Raw genomic sequence first — 16,090 nt, forward strand, 5'->3', positions numbered from 1 at the left:
GCTTGAAAATGCTTCAGGCGATTCAGTTCATCGGGGTGTCGGGATTATTTATTCCTCGTTCCGATTTGGGCTCTGAATTTACAGAGTCGGATTCAGTCGAACTGTCTATGCCGAATAGCCCAGTGATTTTCTCCCATAAAGTTTTTTCAATTTCCCTTGGCGGCAAATCAACCGTTGTTTCGGGCGATTCCTTGATCACAGGGAGCGCGCTGGGTTTGAAATCGCCCTGAAAACCGACAACCCGATCATTGTCGAAGAACAGCGTGATTTTCTTTTGCATTCTGGCCTCGCCTCCAGGTTGATTGGAATAAATGTAATCCCAGCGATTCTGGTGGAAAGCATCGGTCGTCATGGGCGAACCCATGATATACAGTACCTGGCGTTTGTTCATGTTGGGTCTTATCTGGTCGATCATGGACTGATCGATCATATTGCCTTGCTGGACGTCCACGGTATAAACGCCAGGCAAATTATTAAGAATAGTGGAACATGAGGCAAGCGTCAGGCTGGTCAACAGAGTTAAAGAAAAAAGCGGCTTTCCCATTTGAGGCGGCAGAATAATTTGAAAAAGACGAAATCATACCTGATGTTAAACGATTATCCTATAAAACAGTCATGCGTTTCATGCCAAAAAAACGCTACAATGTGCGATACCCTATATAAAGCTGCCACTTGAACGGCAAAATTGGAGATTTATGTTTGAAACTCAAGATTTAAAGAATGCTGGTCTCAAGGTCACGTTGCCTCGGGTCAAGATTCTGCAAATTTTAGAAAAACAGGTTGATGAACATCATCTGACGGCTGAAAAGGTTTATAAAATCCTGTTGAGCGAGGATGAGGACATCGGTCTGGCTACGGTTTACCGGGTTTTAACTCAGTTTGAAGCCGCAGGTCTGGTGACTCGGCATCATTTTGAAGGCGGAAACTCTGTTTTCGAACTGGCCAAAGGCGATCATCACGACCACATTCTCTGCATGAAATGTGGTAAAGTGGACGAGTTTACCGATGAGCTTATTGAAGCCCGTCAGAGAGAAATTGCAGAAAAACTGGGCTATGAGTTGACCGACCATAGCCTTCACTTGTACGGCTACTGTTCCGCCTGCAGAAAATCCTGATTCCCCTTTAATTTACGGACTCCATGTTTAAACCGCTTATTTTTTATATCGGCTTGCGCTATACGCGAGCCAAACGCCGTACTCGCTTCATTTCTTTTATCACATTAACCTCTATTCTGGGCATAGCTCTGGGTGTCACGGCACTGATTACGGTGTTGTCGGTCATGAATGGTTTTGAAGCCGAACTGCGCGAGCGGATTCTCGGCATGACTTCGCATGCCACGATCACCGGCAAATACGGCCGGTTGGATAATTGGCAGGAATTACTGCCGAAAATCAAACAATATCCGCATGTTGAAGCGGCCGCCCCTTTTGTCGACGGGCAAGTCATGATCAATTCCGGCCAGCGCGTCAGCGGTACCTTGTTGAGCGGGATTTTGCCTGAATATGAGTCTTCGGTTTCGGATGTCGCCAACAAAATGAAGGTGGGGCAGCTGTCTCAACTTGTTCCCGGTGAGTTTGGCGTTGTTCTGGGCGCGGAGCTGGCGAATTATCTGGGCGTTATCGTCGGCGACAAAATCACCATCATCACTCCGCAGGTCAATCCGACGCCGGCCGGCATTTTGCCGCGCATGCGGCGGTTCACCGTGACGGGCATTTTTCAAGTCGGCATGTATGAGTACGATCGCAATCTGGCAATCATTCATATTGATGATGCCGCTAAATTGTTCCGTTTAGGCGATTCGGTTTCAGGGCTCAGGATCAAGCTGGACGATTTGTTCAATGCGCCCAAGATCACGCGCGCCATGGCTGCCGATTTTTATGATGAATACCGGGTCGGCGACTGGACTCAGGCTCACAGCAACTTTTTCCGCGCGATTCAGACTGAAAAGCGGGTCATGTTTATTATCCTGCTGTTGATAGTGGCCGTAGCGGCTTTTAACATCGTATCGACGCTGGTGATGGTGGTCACGGACAAGCGCGGCGATATCGCCATCCTGAAAACCCAGGGGCTGACTTCGCGTTCGGTCATGGGCATATTTATGGTGCTGGGTACGGTCATCGGCGCCGTCGGTACGCTTTGCGGCACCATAGGCGGCGTTGCGCTGGCGTTAAATGTTGAAACGATAGTGCCGGCCATTGAGAAATTGTTTCAGGTTCAGTTCATGGCGGCCGATGTGTACTATATCAGTCAATTGCCTTCCAAACTGGTCTGGACAGATGTTTACGCAATCGCGGGCATGGCCTTCTTTTTGTCGCTGGCGGCGACGATTTATCCTGCCTGGCAGGCATCCAAAATCAATCCTGCGGAAGTTCTGAGATATGAATAAGACTAGCATTCTGGAATGCCGGCAATTAACCAAACGCTACAATCAGGGCGGACTGGACGTTGAAGTCCTCAAGGGCGTCAACCTGAGCATTGAAATTGGTGACCGCGTCGCCATCATGGGCGCCTCGGGTTCCGGCAAGAGCACCTTGCTGCATCTGTTGGGCGGCCTTGAAAAAGCCAGCGGCGGCGAGGTCGTGCTCGATAACGTCAATCTGAATAAAGTCAGCTCAACAAGGCTGGCCAAGTTAAGAAACAGTTCCTTGGGTTTTATCTATCAGTCTCATCATCTGCTGGGCGAATTTACCGTATTGGAAAATGCGGCGATGCCTTTGCTGATAGCAGGTCTTTCGGTAAAAGAGGCGCGTATCCGCGCCATAGAGTTATTGCAGCGGGTAGGGTTGGGGCATCGCATCGAACACAAGCCCGGGGAAATATCGGGCGGAGAGAGGCAGCGTGCGGCCATAGCCAGGGCGCTTATCAACAAGCCCAAATGTGTTCTGGCTGACGAGCCGACCGGCAATCTGGACAGCAAGACGGCGGACCAGATTTACCAGTTGATGCTGGAGTTAAACCAGGAGCTGAATGTCAGTTTTCTGGTGGTGACCCATGATCATGATCTGGCATCAAGGATGGGTAAGGTGCTGCATATGGAAGATGGTGTGATAGTCGCTTGAAGATGAAGGTTAAACAGGCTGTACGCTTGTTTAACCGCAACTTCTGCGCTTATCTCTGCTTTCTTTCCGTCCATTTTTTCATGACATGGTAGCGCCAGAATTCATTGACGCCGAAATATCCGGCGGTTGAACACATAATGCCCACGACCAGGCAGCCGACAAGAAACGGCTCCCAGGTATTGCCGATCCCTGTCATGATGCTGTCTACAGAGAACTCAAAGTCTTTGCTGGGCGAGGGTTCATTTAAGAACCAAAGTCCGGCCAGGTAGGCAAAATAAAACATCGGCGGCATGGTCAAGGGATTGGTTATCCAGACCAGCGCGACGGAAATCGGCAGGTTGGCTCTGAGATAAAATGCCGCTGCGGCTGCAATGGCCATTTGCCCCGGTGTTGGAATCCAGGCTACAAAAAGACCTATGGCAGCGGCCATGGACACGGACCGGCGGTTTAAATGCCAGAGGTTGGGGTCATGCAGCCTGTCGCCCAGAAACTGAAGATTTTTATGATTTTTAATTGTTTCGGGTTTGGGCAGGTATTTTTGTATCAGTTTTTTGGGCATTATGTCTGCATTACAAAGTTGCTTAATCCACCAAGTCTATCAGGTTTTTGTTGACCCCAAAATACCAGGAACGAATGCTTGTTTCCACGCTGTTATTTTTAGCTGGCGTTTTGCTGGTCCAGCAGTTGCCGACGTTGCCGGCTGCCGAGTGGCTGGCGGTCGGCGCAGTCATTGCCGGTTTGATGGCATGGCGGCGCCTTTGGCGCGGGCTGTTTTTCATGGTGGGCGTTTTATGGGCGGTGCTGTTTGCAATGAACAGGCTGTCGGACAGGCTGCCCCAGCCGCTTGAAGGGATCGATATACCCGTTAAAGGCATTATTGCCGATTTGCCGGAACAGGATGAAAAGCGCGCCCGCTTCGATTTTGTTGTTACCGATTCCGCCCGCGATCTGCCTTCGAAAGTTAAATTAAGCTGGTATTACCCCAAACATGTGATTAAGGCCGGCCAGCATTGGTCGTTTACGGTCAAGTTGAAGCGTCCGCATGGCAATTTGAATCCCGGCGCGTTTGACTATGAGCGCTGGCTATTCACGGAAGGCATCGGTGCGACAGGGTATGTGCGCAATAGTCCGGCGCCTGTACTGCTGTCCGATGAGCCGGCCTGGTACAGTATTTCGGCAGGGCGGCAGCTTATAATCGACCGGTTGTCGCAGCAGTTGGGCGACAGTCAGAGCGTGGCGCTTGTTAAAGCGCTGGCTATTGGCGATGGCGGCAGTATCCCGCAGGCGCAATGGGAGGTTTTTCGCAAGACCGGCACGCTCCATCTGATGGTGATTTCCGGTTCGCATATCGGTTTGATCGCCGGGCTGGTTTATTTTGTCGTGCTCAGGTGCTGGGCGTGGACGAACCTGTTAGCCTGGCCGCCTCAGCGAGTTGCCGCATTGTCGGCATTGGTCGCCGGCAGCCTGTATTCGGCATTGGCCGGATTTTCGGTACCGACACAGCGCGCGGTGGTCATGCTGGCTATTTTCATGGCCGCCATTGTTCTTCAGCGCAATACCCATTCGTTCAACACGCTGGCCGTCGCCCTGTTCGCGGTTTTATTGCTGGATCCGTCGGCCGTCCTGTCGGCAGGGTTCTGGCTTTCATTTCTGGCTGTGGCAGTGATTGTCTATGCCGTTGACGGGCGCCTGGGCAGGCCCGGCTATCTGGAAGGCGTCATAAAGATAAATTGGGCTACGACCGTGGCTTTATCGCCGTTGTCATTGTTGTTTTTTCAGCAGATTTCGTTGATTGCGCCGTTGGCTAATCTGATTGCGGTGCCTGTTGTCAGTTTTCTGGCTGTGCCGCTGTCGCTGCTGGTGGTGATAACGGTGTTTGTATGGCCGGCATTGGCCGGTAAGCTGTTTTTTCTCGTCGATGCCGTGCTGCAAGGCTTGTGGTGGATTTTGAACGAATTGGCGACGGCGCCTCTGTCCGTAATTAATCATGCGCAGCCTCCGCTCTGGGCGTTGTGCTTCGCCGTACCGGGTGTGCTGGTAATGCTTGCGCCAGCCGGCATGCCGGCCCGCTGGCTGGGCCTGGTTATGTTTCTGCCGCTGGCCTTTACGGAATCGGAACGCCTTGAATCGGACGATTTCAGGATGACTTTGCTGGATGTCGGTCAAGGTCTGTCGGCGGTCGTGCAAACGTCTCATCATGTGCTTGTGTTTGATGCCGGCGCGAAGTTTTCCGAGCAAAGCGATATGGGCCAGAGCGTGCTGCTGCCTTTTTTACGTCAGCAGGGCGTCGAGAAAATCGATAGCCTGATCATCAGCCATGGCGATAATGACCATATTGGCGGCGCCGAATCATTACTGGCAGGCATTGAGGCCGAACAAGTGCTTACCAGTGTGCCGCAGCAGCTAAGCGGCCATTCGCCCGTTGCGTGTGCGGCAGGGCAGTCCTGGCAGTGGGATGGCATGGCATTCATGATGTTGTCGCCGCGCTCGTCCGGTTTCGTTTCAGAAAACGACAATTCCTGCGTCCTGAGAATTCAGTCTGATAAGGGCTCTGTGCTGTTGACGGGCGATATCGAAGCGGCGGCGGAATCCTGGCTGGTTGAGACTTATGGCGAGCATCTAAAGACGGATGTGCTGATCGCAGCGCACCACGGCAGTAAAACCTCATCAACTTCGACATTTCTGCAAACCGTTCAGCCCGATTATGTGCTCATTCCGGCCGGCTATCGCAATCAATTCGGCTTTCCTCATCAGTCCGTATTGAAGCGCTATCAGGACATAAATGCGAAATGGCTGAATGTTGCCGATCAAGGCGCGATTTTCGTAGAAGTTGGTAAAGAATCGCTAGACGTTCATACCATGCGGGCAACCGAAAACAAATATTGGAACAGCCGCTAATTCAGTTTGCTGGTTATTTGCTCAGTTGCAAACGTAGGGCAAAATAAACCTGAAGACCCCATCTTCCTGGCGCACCAAGTTTCTCAGGCCCAAAGCCTGAAATCTGGCCTCCTTGTGCAATCCCTTTTTGTAATTGTCTTCGGTTTTCAGCGCTTCGCCATTGTCGGTGGAAAATGAATGATCAGATAAGTCTTTCAATTTATGAACAAATTCCAATGTTAGTTGGAACTCTTCTGTTTTTTGGCTAATGCGGCCCAAAGCCGTTTCGAATGCACGTCTCTCCAGCGTAACCGGAATTTTGGTTTTCGTGGCATTCAGGTCGGCAGACTTTACCGAAAAAGAAAACAATTCGTCAGCAAAGAAAATCACTTCCGGCGCTATCGATAGCCGAAAGAACGTATCGCGGTGATTTTCCATGGCTAAATCGCCGCCGTTCAGCAAGGTCGCCAGGGCAACCAACTCCGCTTGAATTGCCGCTTGCCCGGCAACTTCGATCCAGCCAAAAGGATGCAAAACAATATTTTCCATCAATGTGGCGAATTCAAAGCCGCGCAGGTGCGCCGCCAAGCCCAAGACCAGGGTCGATTGTCTGGAGGTTAAATGCAAATTTAAAGGCTTATCCTTGCCCAGTGTCCCGGCTAACACCGGCTTAGCGGGATCAATAGGCAAGGTAATGCCGTACTTGTATGGCTGGAACAAATAGCCGGCGATAAAGCTGTCCGGCAGGGCCTTTAATTCGGCTGCCAGCGCCGAGCGGTCACCATCAAAATCGTCATACAGCGCCTTGATATACGGGATTCTGTTGTCAGAGGGCCCGCCTCGTTCAATATCGGTTATCGAGATCCATGCCAAACGCTCGTCGGCGTTGAGCCTCTGCCGCAAAAACAAATAGCCTTCCAGCGATAAGCCAATCTGAAAAATATCCAGATAATATTCGGTCAACGCATGATTGGGGGCAGCACCTTGCACCTGCCGATATGGCTTTAAACTGCGCCAAGGCGTGAACGTGTAATGCGTTTCAAACAGCAATCCGGCTTCTTCGCGTAACTCCCGTTTCAGGGTTTCCGGCAAGGCTTCTTTGATCAGCTCGGAATTGGGCGATTGCAGCGCTTTAAGTAGCGCAGCTTTGTCCGTTATTGGCACGTCGCTTTGATTAGCCCTGCCGCCGATTAATCCATAGTCGCCTGCCGATTTATCGAAGCGTTTTTGCGTGTCTTCGCGCTGGTAAAACAAAATCTTGCCGTCGAGTTTGATAATACTCCAGGCGACGTAACAATAACGGATAGGTTGCGCCTGTTGACTGGCGTGATTCTCGTATCGAGCGTTCTCAATCAAGCTCAACACGTCGCGTTGCTGATTCTTCTTGTCATTGGAAATACCTTGGGTATTCCAGAAATTAGGCGCAAATAAATGCGACTCGCTGTCGCTCAGCGCCGTTAAAACCGAGGTTGCCATTAATTGAGCGGGGAAAGAAACGAAACACCATTCGTCTTTTTGCAAATAATCGGCATTTAATGTGGCCAGCGTATCCAACAGCAGTTCGCACAGATCGACGGCATTTTTAGCGGTCGACTGTTTAATAGCCTCTTGCCCGCAGAGCTTATTGACTAAATCGTCACGCTTGACGCTGTAAAAATCACCTTCTTCCTCTGCATAACGGGGTAAATGAGGAATCAGCGCTTGAATGAGTTTTTTCATGGTTTTATTTATTTTGGGCAAATGCATCCTTATGCCGCGTGCGTATAGCCATGATTACCAGATGACTTGCAGGCCATGTTGGCTGTAATGTCCGAATTGGTTATCCTTGGAAATGAGCACTAAGTCGCGCGAGATGGCCTGCCAGATCAGCATCCTGTCGAAAGGGTCTTTATGCGAGAGTTTGGGCAGTTGATAGAACAGGGCCGCTTCTTCCGGGGATAACGATATTCTTGCAAATCCCATGTCATCGGCAACGGCGAGTAAATCATCCGGCTTGCAGCCCAGAGTCAATTTACCCAGCGTGTACTTCAACGAAATTTCCCAGAATGTAATGCTGCTGATAAAGACGTTGTTATTGGTATTTTCCAAAACAGCGATAGCCTGCTGTCCGAGTTTCTCAGGCTGCCAAATTGACCATAGAAAGCTATGGGTGTCGAGCAAATAATCGTTCACGATTGCAGAAACTCATCGTCGGTTATCTTAAAATTCTCGTCAATAGCAAATTCCACTTTACCTTTCAATAATCCCAGCGGTCTTTTTTTAGCGGACTTTCTTTTTAAAGACAAAATAAATCTTAAAGCTTCTTCCGCTTGATCCAAGGGTAAAGTATGTATTTCTTTTAATACGGCTTGTTCGATTTCTGTTTTATTCATGGAATGACTCCAATTTACAAAGTTTGGAATGACGATTATCAGTCCATTCGGATGAATGAGGTCTTGTGCTCGATGGCGACGGCCGGGCTAATCCTGAACCTACCGGTTCCAGTCGACATCGTTGCGTATGAAATGTTCATTCATCGTGTCAAGATGCGATTTCAGATAACAGGGCATGGATTCGATAATCAGTTCATCCATATTCGCGACCCAGTCGCGCTCCACCATATATTGCGCTTGTTGTCAAAGTTGGTCAGGTATTACAGTTTTTACGACTGTGGTCATGACGGTAATGCCTCTAGAAACTGGAATTATAAATATGACGTGCTAATTCAAAAAGATAGTCTTTTTGATAGTCAAAATATTTAAACTGATAATTTAAACAATGAAATTTTCTAATTTGCTCTTCGTCTTGCGGAATATAAACCTCACCGATCGAGGTTAAAAACCAAAACGTTTGATAGAGCCCTTTAATAAAAAAATCACTGTCACTTGCATTGTCATTATTCTTTTGTAAGTTATTTAATGCATCATGAAAATTAATAGCTTGTCGAGCATGGCTATTATATTTCATGAGTAGAGCAGCATAGTTTTCGACTAAAGGTATTTTCCTCTGATTATAATTTTCAGTGTTCTTTTTATGAGGGGGGTCGCCTATTCTTGCTTTCATTTCATCTTCACGGAGCACATTAGTGAACAATCTCAACAAATGACTTTCATAGGGTAATAATTTGTCACCCAGATCAAACATAGCTCGCATATTAACGATAAACAAATAAGCTACATCTTGAGGATTTAGTTGTTCAAATACTTTTCCATGCGCTAACCAATTACGACTCATTTTCATTATCCATGAAAAGGCATATGCTCCGTTTTGTTTATTCTGTTTATTTAGTTGCTTGGGTTCAGCCGCTTCCCATTCATGCGCTAATGTTCTAATAAAGAGTTTGTACAGAGAGGAATTATTACTCGGTGCGCGCAAGGGTAAAAACTTTTCTAACACTTTTATATAATCTTGCAGATCATCGATGCTAACCTTTTTTTCAGTTTCTGAAATAAAGTGATTAAATCTCAAATCATCTTTGGTCAGTTTGTTTTCTTCGATTAACTTTACTATATGTCGACACCCTTCAATAATCCCCCGTCTCAAAACCAAATAATTATTTTTTCGTAATTTTCCAACCAATCTCCAAGATACTGCTTGGCTTCATTTAAACTTTTATTGATTTCTTTAGGCGGTTCGATACGACAGCGTCGATAAGCCTCACAGAATCTGTTATAAGTATTTTTGTAATTTCCGTCATTCAAATTATTGAAATGATTTTCAAGATATTGGCACAAACCTTCAATATCTTCTGATTCTATCAACTCAGAGCATTTTATTACCGTTTCATCACTTAGATCATTTTTGATGGTTTCTAGAATCTTGTTAGAAAAATCATCATCACCTTGTTTATAAGCCTCACGCAATTCATCTATCCGACTTATATTAATATCTGCATTAGCGGTTAAAAATCTAATTTGTTCTTTAGGAAATCCTTGCTCTAACAAATATAAAAACAAATTCATTCCGCTCTCTTGTAAAAACTCTTGCTCAGTAATTTTAAATTGCTTTGCAAGTTCTTTTACTTCGTTTGAATGCTCTGAATTCTCCAAGTTTATATCCAATACAATCAAATCGAATTGCCATAAACAACTAGTAATCGCTTTTTTTGCTTCAGTAAAATCTGTTTTTACAAAAACCTCTCTCTTATTAAACCAAGCAATTTTTTTTTGTTCTGAAAACTCGTCTTCAACCCATAATATTTTTAGCATTTTCACTCCATATTGGATTTTCTTTTTATTTTAAGGAGAGGCAAGTCATTTACTAGCAAGTCTTTTTTAAAAAATAGAGTTACCTGAAATTGAGTCTCTTGCTGAGAAACCAACAAACTTTCTTCTGGATTTTCGGTGCCGTTGAGTTGTTTTAAATCTTCTTGAATGGCATCCAAGCCTTTCCCTGTGCCTAATATTGTTGGGCTTTTATCTTTAACTGAATTTTTCCAACTACAAGATAGATACGTTTTGTCGTTGATGGTTTTTTCATCAAAAACTAACGTTAAAAATTCATCTTTATCATGATCTGCATATTTAAACGCATTAAATAAAATTTCTGAAAAATAACCAAACAATAGCGCTTCGGCATAACTTTCGGAAAGTATGAAAACTTTTCTCCACAACGGGCTAATTTCGGTTATTTGAATCGGTCGCAAATTTTGGTTAATCCATTCAATGGGGCTTAATGACTTGATGAGTAAAATATCATCTTCAAATTTTTGCTTTAAGGCATTAAGGCTTGCATTTTTTTTGGATAAAATTTTATCACGGATGCTATTAAGTCCCGCATAATGTTGATTGAGAAAACGTGCTGTTACGCGGCTAGCCGCATAATTCAAAATATCTTCGATAGATTTGGTACTCTCGGCAGCGTCCGGAGTTCGGCGACAACGTCTGATAAGTTGTCGGAAACTTTCAGCACTGGTGTTGGCGTATCGTTGGCGTAGTAATTCGCCTTGCAACTTGATGGTGACTTCTGAATGGTAAGCTTCATGCAGCAATAAAACATCTTTACGACATTCAGGATTGTTTTTTAAACGCTCAGCAACTTGATAAATGGTATCTGGAAAAATGACATTACCTAAAGAATGCGTAAATTGTTCTACTAATCTTTGCATTCGATGGTTGGCATCCTCGAGTTCCTGCTTCTGTTCGGTTATTTTTTCTTCTTGTTCAATGCTAGCCAAACAAATCTCTTCAAAGCTTTTGTCTATATCGCCGATATTTTTAAAGACTTCTTTAATGAACTCTCTTGCCAAATCGTATTTTTTGCCAAATTTGTAAATGGAAATCCTTAACAAAATAAGAAAAACCTTCGCATTTTGAGTTCTGTAGGAAGACATTGTTATTCCTTCCATAAAAATTTGACCCAACCTTCGAAGATCATAGGGAAAATAGCGTTTAGCTTTATTTAAATCCTTTTCAACACCTTTACCTTGCTCGTAGCAATTCGATAGATAAAGCTCAATAAATGTCTCGGTTAATGCATCTCTATCTTCATCATGTCTTGTTCTTTCAAAGATTTCATAGGCTTTTTCAAAGCACTCAAATGCTCGTTTGTCGCTTTGTTCGACACCTTTGCCGGAAAAATAGAGAATGCCTAATAGTAAGTAGGCTTCAGGTGCATGATGCCCAAGTGTTTCTTTTGTACACCAGTTAAATGCGAATTCATAAAATGCTTTATCGCTACCTTTACCTAACAAACACTGTGGAATGGCTAGAGAAAGATAGGCATTAGTTAACCAATTATTAGCCTCAACATGACCTTCCCCGGCCGCGCCCATCATAAATTTCATACCATGTTCATAGTTCTTCTCAACACCATTGCCTTGAAGATAATATCCAGCCATGCGGTATTGAAAATCAATATCTGTGATGCCAGCTGACTCAAACCACTTGTCAGCCAACTTAATATTTATCTCAACCCCTCTGCCAGATTCATAGCAACAAGCTAAGCGATATTGAGCTTCGGCAACACCATTTTCAGCTGCTTTTTCGTACCAATGAAATGCCTGTTCATCGCTTTGCTCAACAAATCTACTCTGAGCATACAAATTACCTAACAACAAATAAGCTTCGGGATCGACTTCAGCATGTTCAATCGATTTTCTAATCCATTTCAAAGCAAATTCATCGCTTTGTTCAGCGCCTTTGCCATCAAAATAATATCGTGCTAACCAATAATAGGATTCTGCGCAACCTTGTTCGCCGGCTATTCTGAAGCAGTTAAACGCAAGCCCGTCATTTTGCTCTGTGCCAATGCCATTTCGATAACATTGGCCTAGCCAATAATTTGCCTCGGCATGATTTTGTTCAGCAGCCTTTTTAAACCACATAAAGGCCATATTATCATCTCCTCCACTCCATTCTATCGCCATAGCCTGGCTGACAGCTAAGTCGAACGCGGGATCAACATTTTTACCAGCAACAAACCCCTTAAGCCACTTCTCGACTATCTGTTTGGTGTGCTGTCCTCGACTCTTGCCTAAAAGATAATACAAACCCAACGCAAATTGGGCGTTCACATGGCCTTGCTCAGCCGCTTTTATATGCCAATCAAAAGCAAATTCGGTATTTTTCTCAACATCCGTACCGTTGGCATAGCACAAAGCCAACTCGAACTGCGCTTGCGCATCGCCATCGTTTGCTTTTTGTTGCAGTTCGGAAGTTGAGAGTGTGTTTTTTTCGGTCATGATCTCGTCCTTTGGGTTTTCTGGTTTTTTATTCGTGTACTTGTGGCAATAGCGTTACGGCTATTGCCTTTGTCCTGGAATCCTGCTTGCCTGTCAATCCAGCGGTGTCTTTGAAATCACCGTTCAATAAATTCGACTTTAACCGCCATATTCAACGCTTTTCCGATCTCTTCCAATACTGTTTTCGCAGTGTACTTATTGACATGGGTCGTTATGCACCATCCTTCACAGTGTCTTTGCGCCTGGTAGCCGTTCACCGGTGTTCTGGCTATGAGTGGAACCGAGGCGACTACTTTATTCAGCCTTGCTACCCGCTCCAGGCCAAAGGCTCTCAATGTCTTCACAAACGTTTCGGCGATAGTTGGTTCTTCTATTACTTTGTCAGACATTTTTACTCTTAATCGACCGCCTGGTTTGCGGGTACGATTTCTGTCTTTCTTGTGGAAATTTGCTTTCTCCATCGGACGCGCATTATAGTTTGACGCGTAATTATTCACGGTGGATTTGATTTCCGCCTCAAACGCCTGCAATTTGCGGCATGAATCATTTAGTGCTGCGACCCGCGAAAAATCGCCTACTAAATTGGCTTCAGCACCTGCCATTTTTAAATCGTCGGTGGCGCGCTTCAACGTAGCGAATAATTCGATGAATTTCGTGGTTACGGCTTCAGGTAATCTGTTCATGTGTGCATTCTCCATGATTTATGTTTGATTGATTTGGCTAAATGTTTTGCTTCAACCACTGTGCTGCCGTGATTGTCGCTTTATGTTCAAAATGAAATAGAGACAAAATTACCTATTGTTGAAGCTGCTTCTGTTAGGTCAAGTCCGCTTTCACAACATGGTGTGTAGTATCAGATAAATCGATGTTGTTGTAATGGGAGAGCTGTGGGAGTTTTTGGGTTATATCAAGAACCAAATGATTTACTGAAATTCCGCAGGATGCTCGGATTCTCAATACGAAAATTTGATAATTTTAGATGCAGCGAAATTTTTGCGCAGTTGCAGTGTGGCAAATGTAAGCGCCATTTACTTTCTCTCCCTAAAGAATTTTTCGCATCACTAATAACCGAGTTCTTTACTACGGAATTAAATAGGACTAAAATAGTCCTTAATTAGAGAGGTAGGTATGTTACGGTTGAGCAAGCTAACTGATTATGCAACGGTCATCTTGAGCTTTATGGCAAGGGATCGATCGCATGTGCATGCGGCTATGGAAATTGCGGCGGCAACGGGTATTGCTTTGCCAACGGTCAGCAAGATTCTCAAGTTGCTCGTGAAAGCGGATGTGCTGATATCCACGCGCGGCGCCAAAGGCGGCTATGCATTGGCCAGGGTTCCCGAGAAAATCAGCGTGGCAGCCATTATCAGCGCGCTGGAAGGGCCGATTGCGCTGACCGAATGCAGTATTTCCCATCAAGGCTGTGAGCAGGCTACGGGCTGCGATATTCGCAGCAACTGGGGGGTAATTAACCGGACGATTCATAACGCCCTGGAGTCCGTGACTCTGGCGGATTTGATCAGACCTACCGTCGTGCCGGAAGAGGTTTTCATTCCGGTGACCAGTTTATATCGTTAAATTTAGAGTTGTTTATGTCAACAAGTGCGAAAGAAATCGAGAAGCTGATTGGCCGGGAATACAAACAGGGCTTTGTGACCGAGCTGGAAACCACTACTTTCCCGCCCGGATTGAATGAAGACGTCATTCATAAGCTGTCCAAAGTCAAGGACGAGCCCGAGTTTATGCTCGAGTACCGGCTGAAGGCATTCCGTCACTGGCAGACCATGCAGTCGCCGACCTGGGCTTTCGTCAATTTTGCCCCGATTGACTATCAGGATATCAGCTACTATTCAGCGCCCAAACGCAAGGAAGACGGGCCGAAAAGCCTGGGCGAAGTCGATCCGCAAGTGCTGGAAGCCTACAAGAAGCTGGGCATTCCATTAGACGAACAGGAGCGGCTGGCCGGCGTAGCTGTCGATGCGGTGTTTGACAGCGTATCGGTGGCGACGACATTCAAGGGCAAGCTGAAAGATGCCGGCATTATTTTCTGCCCGATCTCGGAAGCCCTGCGCGATTATCCGGAACTGGTCCAGCAATACCTGGGCTCGGTCGTGCCGCATACCGACAACTTTTTTGCCGCGCTCAATGCGGCCGTGTTTACGGACGGCTCGTTCGTCTACATTCCGAAAGGCGTGCGCTGCCCGATGGAGTTGTCGACCTATTTCCGCATCAATGCCGCCAATACCGGGCAGTTTGAAAGAACGCTGATCATCGCCGACGAAGGCAGTTATGTCAGTTATCTGGAAGGCTGTACGGCGCCCATGCGCGACGAAAACCAATTGCATGCGGCCGTGGTCGAACTGGTCGCCTTGAAGAATGCGACGATCAAATATTCCACCGTGCAGAACTGGTATCCGGGCGATAAGGAAGGCAAGGGCGGCATTTACAATTTCGTGACCAAGCGGGCCGACTGCCGCGGCGAAAACTCCAAAGTCTCATGGACGCAAGTGGAGACTGGTTCGGCGATCACCTGGAAATACCCCAGCTGCATTTTGACTGGCGACAATTCGATTGGCGAGTTTTATTCGGTCGCGCTGACCAATAATTTTCAGCAGGCCGATACCGGCACCAAGATGATCCATATCGGCAAAAATACCCGCAGCACGATTGTTTCGAAAGGCATTTCGGCCGGCCGCGCGCAGAATACCTATCGCGGCCTGGTCAAAGTGCTGAAGAATGCCGAGAATGCGCGTAACTATACGCAATGCGACTCCTTGCTGATCGGCGACAAATGTGGTGCGCATACGTTCCCGTATGTCGAAGTCAAGCAGCCTTCGGCGCAGGTCGAGCATGAAGCGACGACCTCCAAGATCAGCGAAGACCAGCTGTTTTTCTGCCAGCAGCGCGGCCTGTCGGCGGAAGATGCCGTGTCGATGATCGTGAACGGCTTCTGTAAGGAAGTGTTCAAGGAATTGCCGATGGAATTTGCGGTCGAGGCGCAGGCTCTACTGGGGCTGAGCCTGGAAGGTTCGGTAGGGTAAGGCTGTTGGGGTTGCGAAATGAAAAATGAATATACCGCGATTGTAAAGCAGGAAGGCGATTGGTGGATAGGCTGGATCGAGGAGATTCCCGGCGTCAATTGCCAGGAAGCAACGCATGACGAATTATTGGAAAGTTTAAAAGTAACCTTGCAGGAAGCATTGGCATTCAATCGAGAAGAGGCTTTAGCAAATGCAGGCGCTCATTATAAAGAAGAACGCATTGCCATATGAAGCGCACGGAGTTGCTCAAATATTTGAAAGCACAAGGTTGTGAATTGTTAAGAGAAGGCGGACGGCATTCATGGTGGCACAATCCATCGCAAAATAGTCGTTCAGCCATTCCACGGCATAGTGAGATCAAAGATATTTTGGCCAATAAGATTTGCAAAGATTTGGGCATAAAACCCATCAAATAGTTTATTAATTGGACTGACAATAACCTAAGTCCAACA

At 46.4% G+C, this 16,090-nt stretch carries 17 protein-coding genes; 7 read left to right on the plus strand and 10 right to left on the minus strand.

Annotation, left to right across the window (positions count from 1 at the left end):
- Positions 1-22: 22 nt before the first annotated feature.
- Entirely contained in the window at positions 23-544 is a 522-nt protein-coding gene (gene bamE / locus V2P20_RS11715) for an outer membrane protein assembly factor BamE (protein ID WP_331818500.1), read from the minus strand.
- A gap of 151 nt (positions 545-695) precedes the next feature.
- On the opposite strand from bamE, the gene fur reads away from it, so the two are divergent.
- Genes fur through lolD form a run of 3 tightly spaced genes read left to right on the plus strand, consistent with a single transcriptional unit; the run spans position 696 to position 3,059 of the window.
- On the plus strand, positions 696-1,115 hold the full coding sequence (gene fur, locus V2P20_RS11720; RefSeq protein WP_194969847.1) for a ferric iron uptake transcriptional regulator: 420 nt from the start codon (positions 696-698) through the stop codon (positions 1,113-1,115).
- A 23-nt stretch (positions 1,116-1,138) separates the two neighbouring features.
- On the plus strand, positions 1,139-2,386 hold the full coding sequence (locus tag V2P20_RS11725) for a lipoprotein-releasing ABC transporter permease subunit (protein ID WP_331818502.1): 1,248 nt from the start codon (positions 1,139-1,141) through the stop codon (positions 2,384-2,386).
- Positions 2,379-3,059 carry a lipoprotein-releasing ABC transporter ATP-binding protein LolD gene (gene lolD / locus V2P20_RS11730; RefSeq protein WP_331818504.1) on the plus strand — a complete coding sequence of 227 codons (681 nt, stop codon included), beginning with the start codon at positions 2,379-2,381 and terminating at the stop codon, positions 3,057-3,059. The genes V2P20_RS11725 and lolD overlap by 8 nt, the downstream gene beginning before the upstream one ends.
- A gap of 49 nt (positions 3,060-3,108) precedes the next feature.
- On the opposite strand, the gene V2P20_RS11735 is transcribed toward lolD, so the two are convergent.
- The gene (locus tag V2P20_RS11735) at positions 3,109-3,618 is read right to left on the minus strand and encodes a DUF2062 domain-containing protein (RefSeq protein WP_194969844.1); all 510 of its coding nucleotides are present in this window, start codon (positions 3,616-3,618) and stop codon (positions 3,109-3,111) included.
- A 74-nt stretch (positions 3,619-3,692) separates the two neighbouring features.
- Between V2P20_RS11735 and V2P20_RS11740 the strand changes: the two genes are divergently transcribed.
- Complete coding sequence (locus tag V2P20_RS11740) at positions 3,693-5,957, plus strand: DNA internalization-related competence protein ComEC/Rec2 (RefSeq protein ID WP_331818507.1); 2,265 nt, start codon at positions 3,693-3,695, stop codon at positions 5,955-5,957.
- Between the two features lie 21 nt (positions 5,958-5,978).
- Here the strand turns inward: V2P20_RS11740 and V2P20_RS11745 are convergent, their stop codons facing one another.
- The 8 genes from V2P20_RS11745 to V2P20_RS11780 form a co-directional block, all read right to left on the minus strand.
- Positions 5,979-7,655 carry an NUDIX hydrolase gene (locus tag V2P20_RS11745; RefSeq protein WP_331818509.1) on the minus strand — a complete coding sequence of 559 codons (1,677 nt, stop codon included), beginning with the start codon at positions 7,653-7,655 and terminating at the stop codon, positions 5,979-5,981.
- Positions 7,656-7,709: 54 nt separating this feature from the next.
- Positions 7,710-8,108, minus strand: coding sequence for a type II toxin-antitoxin system VapC family toxin (locus V2P20_RS11750; protein WP_331818511.1), 399 nt, complete (start codon positions 8,106-8,108; stop codon positions 7,710-7,712).
- Positions 8,105-8,308 (minus strand): hypothetical protein, encoded by a 204-nt coding sequence (locus tag V2P20_RS11755; protein WP_331818512.1) that lies wholly within the window; start codon positions 8,306-8,308, stop codon positions 8,105-8,107. The genes V2P20_RS11750 and V2P20_RS11755 overlap by 4 nt, the downstream gene beginning before the upstream one ends.
- A gap of 99 nt (positions 8,309-8,407) precedes the next feature.
- Positions 8,408-8,536, minus strand: a complete 129-nt coding sequence (locus V2P20_RS11760) for a hypothetical protein (RefSeq protein ID WP_331818514.1) — start codon at positions 8,534-8,536, stop codon at positions 8,408-8,410.
- 70 nt (positions 8,537-8,606) lie between these two features.
- Positions 8,607-9,494: a hypothetical protein gene (locus tag V2P20_RS11765; protein WP_331818516.1), complete on the minus strand. Its 888-nt coding sequence runs from the start codon at positions 9,492-9,494 to the stop codon at positions 8,607-8,609.
- Positions 9,455-10,123 carry a hypothetical protein gene (locus V2P20_RS11770; RefSeq protein WP_331818518.1) on the minus strand — a complete coding sequence of 223 codons (669 nt, stop codon included), beginning with the start codon at positions 10,121-10,123 and terminating at the stop codon, positions 9,455-9,457. Before V2P20_RS11770 ends, V2P20_RS11765 begins: the two co-directional genes overlap by 40 nt.
- Before the next feature lie 2 nt (positions 10,124-10,125).
- Positions 10,126-12,597, minus strand: a complete 2,472-nt coding sequence (locus V2P20_RS11775) for an SEL1-like repeat protein (RefSeq protein ID WP_331818520.1) — start codon at positions 12,595-12,597, stop codon at positions 10,126-10,128.
- A gap of 116 nt (positions 12,598-12,713) precedes the next feature.
- Positions 12,714-13,280 (minus strand): hypothetical protein, encoded by a 567-nt coding sequence (locus tag V2P20_RS11780; protein WP_331818522.1) that lies wholly within the window; start codon positions 13,278-13,280, stop codon positions 12,714-12,716.
- Between the two features lie 445 nt (positions 13,281-13,725).
- Here V2P20_RS11780 and V2P20_RS11785 point away from each other — a divergent pair, with 445 nt between their 5' ends.
- Genes V2P20_RS11785 through V2P20_RS11795 form a run of 3 tightly spaced genes read left to right on the plus strand, consistent with a single transcriptional unit; the run spans position 13,726 to position 15,869 of the window.
- The gene (locus V2P20_RS11785) at positions 13,726-14,175 is read left to right on the plus strand and encodes an SUF system Fe-S cluster assembly regulator (RefSeq protein ID WP_331818524.1); all 450 of its coding nucleotides are present in this window, start codon (positions 13,726-13,728) and stop codon (positions 14,173-14,175) included.
- Positions 14,176-14,189: 14 nt separating this feature from the next.
- Positions 14,190-15,638 carry a Fe-S cluster assembly protein SufB gene (sufB, locus tag V2P20_RS11790; protein WP_331818526.1) on the plus strand — a complete coding sequence of 483 codons (1,449 nt, stop codon included), beginning with the start codon at positions 14,190-14,192 and terminating at the stop codon, positions 15,636-15,638.
- 18 nt (positions 15,639-15,656) lie between these two features.
- Complete coding sequence (locus V2P20_RS11795) at positions 15,657-15,869, plus strand: hypothetical protein (RefSeq protein ID WP_331818528.1); 213 nt, start codon at positions 15,657-15,659, stop codon at positions 15,867-15,869.
- Positions 15,870-16,090: the final 221 nt, after the last annotated feature.

Source organism: Methylobacter sp. Wu1, from assembly GCF_036553575.1.
In the GTDB taxonomy this organism is placed as follows: Bacteria; Pseudomonadota; Gammaproteobacteria; order Methylococcales; family Methylomonadaceae; genus Methylobacter.